Genomic DNA, 3,144 nt, shown 5'->3' with positions numbered 1-3,144 from the left:
CCGTCTCCAAACCTTGAGGCAGAGAGCCCCATTGCCCTCATGCCACGCCCATGAGGCCCTATCATCGTCCGGCCGGACTAGGGCGGGGATAAGTCAGGACGCGGGGAAAATCCTGTTCAGGTTCAAGTCGTTAGGGGCATTTAGAACGCAGGCCACACCGGCCGGATCGTTCAGCAACGCAACGCAGCGGTTGCAGGCCGTACAGCCTGTCCGGCTGATGGCGCCCGCCCGCAGCCCGTTCACGAAGGCCGGATCGTGAAGCAGCGCCCGGCCGAGCACCACCGCGTCGAAGCCCTCGTCCAGCGCCTTGTCGACGCTCTCCATCGAGGCGACGCCGCCCAGAAAGCCGAGCGGCATCGTCACCGCCTTGCGCACGGCCTTCGAGTGATCGAGGAAATACATCTCATGGAACTTCAGCCCCTTCGGCTGCTGGAGCTTCAGCATGTCGAGCGCGACGCGGCCGATCCATCGGGGCTCGCGCGCCTTCATGTCGGCGATCGGCATGGCGCTGCCGAAAATCCACCAGGGCGACTGCACGTTCATGCCGCCGCTAAGCACCAGCATGTTCGCACCGTCGGCTTCGAGAAGCTTTGCTACCTCCGCCGCGTCCTGCGCCGTCGCACCACCCTTGAAGCCTTCCATCACGCAAATCTTCGCCAGCACCGCCATGTCCTTGCCGACCGCATCGAGAACGCGCCGCAGAACCATGCGCGGGAAGCGGGCGCGATTCTCGACCGTGCCGCCATAGTCATCCTTCCGCCTGTTCTCTGCGGGCGAGAGAAACTGGCTCAGCAGATAGCCATGGCCCATATGGACCTCGACCGCATCGCAACCCGCCTCCCGGGCAAGCCGCGCGGCGTCCGCAAACTCTTCGGCGATCGCCTCCATCTCGGCGACCGTCAGCGCGCGCTTGAAGAGCCGCCCGGTCAGAACGCCCGACGCATTGAAGCCGCCCGACGCGCTTCCCGGCCGCGGCGTCGACAGCCGGCTCAATTGATTGAAGGCCCCGCCATGCGTGATCTGCGCCGACAACGCCGCGCCTTCCGCATGCACGGCATCGGCAATGGCGCGGATATGCGGCACAGCCTCGCGGCTCATCACGAGCTGGCTCTCGAAGGTCCGACCGTCCGGCGACACCGCGCAATAGGCCATGGTCGTCATGCCGACCCCGCCCGCCGCGATGTCGCGATGGTGTTTCAGCAGCGCCATGGTCGGCAGCATCTGAAAATGCATGCCCTCATTGGTGCCCGACTTGACGAAGCGATTGCGCAGCGTCAGCGGTCCAAGGCGCAAAGGAGTGAAGGCGCTACTCTCCGGCATCGTCCGTCCCGCCGTAGTGCCGTCCAATATTTCGCGGTGTCATCCCGGGCTTGTCCCGGGACCCAGGGGCAACGAATTCGGAGCAAGCTGCCCCTGGGTCCCGGGACAAGGCCGGGGTGACAGGATGAGGAGGGAGGACGGAATGCTCACGATCTTCGAAAGCCCGCGCGATCTGCTGGGCAAAGACGGCCTTGAACTCGGCGCCAGCGACTGGACGCTGATCGATCAGCCGCGCATCGACGGCTTTGCCGAGGTGACCGGCGACAGGCAGTGGATTCACGTCGATCCCGAACGCGCGAAGACAGGCCCCTTCGGCATGACCATCGCCCATGGCTATCTCACCCTCTCGCTGGTCAATCTCTTTCTCCCCCAGATCATCGAGGTCCGACGCTTCTCGATGGGCATCAATATCGGTTGCGACAGCGTCCGTTTCCTTAGCCCGGTCAAGGTCGGCTCGCGCCTGCGCGGCGTAGGCCAGCTCATCAAGGCCGAGGAGATCAAGAACGGCGCCGTCCAGTCGACCGTGCGCATAACCGTCGAGATCGATGGCGAACCGAAGCCCGCCTGTATCGTCGACACGATCAGCCGCTACATGCCCGAATAAGGTGACCCAACAGTCCGGTCCCGAAACGACTCCCTCCGTTCGAGAGCCTTCCACCGCCTCCCGGCCCTGTCAGTACCCATTTGGACGATGCCGGGCGAAGCCCCGCGCGGGAAGGTTCAGGCATCGCCCGGGCTTCGCGAGGAGGCCCGGGACGGCTGTCTTCTGCCAGTTGAGGCTTCATGCTCGACAAGCGACTTTCCCTGGATGATTTCGTCGGCCGGCTCTCCGACGGCATGACCATCGGCATCGGCGGCTGGGCGACGCGGCGCAAGCCCATGGCGCTCATCCGCGCCATCGCGCGGTCGAAGCTCAAGGATCTGACGGTCGTCGCCTATGGCGGGCCGGATGTGGGACTGCTGGCCGCGTCGGGAAAATTGAAGAAGCTCATCTTCGGCTTCGTGTCGCTCGACCACTTCCCGCTGGATCCTCATTTCCGCGCCGCGCGGCAGGCCGGTCTTGACGTGCTCGAACTCGACGAAGGCATGCTGCAATGGGGCCTCCGCGCCGCCGCCATGCGCATGCCCTTTCTGCCGACCCGTGTCGGCATCGCAACCGACATCGTCAACCAGCCGGGCTTCAAGACCGTGACGTCGCCCTATGAGGATGGCGAAACCTTCATCGCCATGCCGGCGCTGAAGCTCGACGCGGCGATCCTCCATGTGCATCGCGCCGACAAGCTCGGCAATGTTCTGACGCTAAGCCCCGACCCTTTCTTCGACGAGTTGATGGCGCGGGCCGCCGACAAGGTTTTCGTCTCGACCGAGAAACTCGTCGCCACCGAAGAGCTGCGCGTCGCGGAGAACGCCCGCTTTCACCTCGTCGAACGCGCCGTCATCGGCGGTGTCGTCGAGACGCCCTTCGGCGCGCACCCGACCGGCGCATGGCCGGATTACGGCATCGACCTGAAGCATCTCAAATCCTACACCGAAACGGCGGCCTCACCCGATGCGTGGAGCGACTATCGCGCGCGCTTCGTCGACATCGCGCCGGACGCCTATCTGAAAGCAGTGGGCGGCGCCGAGCATGTCTCCGCCCTGCCCGCGCCGGTCTATTGAGGGAGCACGCATTGACCCCCGAATTCTCCCTCGCCGAACTCTGCATTGCCGCCGCCGCCGAAGCCTGGCGGAACGACGGCGAGATTCTCGCGACCGGCATCACCGTGCTGCCGCGTCTGGCAGCGGGGCTCGCGAAGCTTACCTTCAATCCGGCATTGATGATGA

General features: G+C 64.9%; 3 protein-coding genes. 2 read left to right on the top strand and 1 reads right to left on the bottom strand.

Features of this window, described 5'->3' with window-relative positions:
* Window positions 1-93: 93 nt before the first annotated feature.
* Window positions 94-1,320: an NADH:flavin oxidoreductase gene (locus VMR03_RS07660; protein WP_325403870.1), complete on the bottom strand. Its 1,227-nt coding sequence runs from the start codon at window positions 1,318-1,320 to the stop codon at window positions 94-96.
* A gap of 142 nt (window positions 1,321-1,462) precedes the next feature.
* On the opposite strand from VMR03_RS07660, the gene VMR03_RS07655 reads away from it, so the two are divergent.
* Both VMR03_RS07655 and VMR03_RS07650 read left to right on the top strand, forming a co-directional pair.
* On the top strand, window positions 1,463-1,924 hold the full coding sequence (locus VMR03_RS07655) for a MaoC family dehydratase (RefSeq protein ID WP_325403868.1): 462 nt from the start codon (window positions 1,463-1,465) through the stop codon (window positions 1,922-1,924).
* A gap of 179 nt (window positions 1,925-2,103) precedes the next feature.
* On the top strand, window positions 2,104-2,979 hold the full coding sequence (locus VMR03_RS07650; RefSeq protein ID WP_325403866.1) for a CoA transferase subunit A: 876 nt from the start codon (window positions 2,104-2,106) through the stop codon (window positions 2,977-2,979).
* Window positions 2,980-3,144 lie beyond the last annotated feature (165 nt).

This window comes from Parvibaculum sp. (genome assembly GCF_035511255.1).
Classification (GTDB): Bacteria; Pseudomonadota; Alphaproteobacteria; order Parvibaculales; family Parvibaculaceae; genus Parvibaculum.
This window is presented reverse-complemented; position numbering and strand designations above follow the sequence as displayed.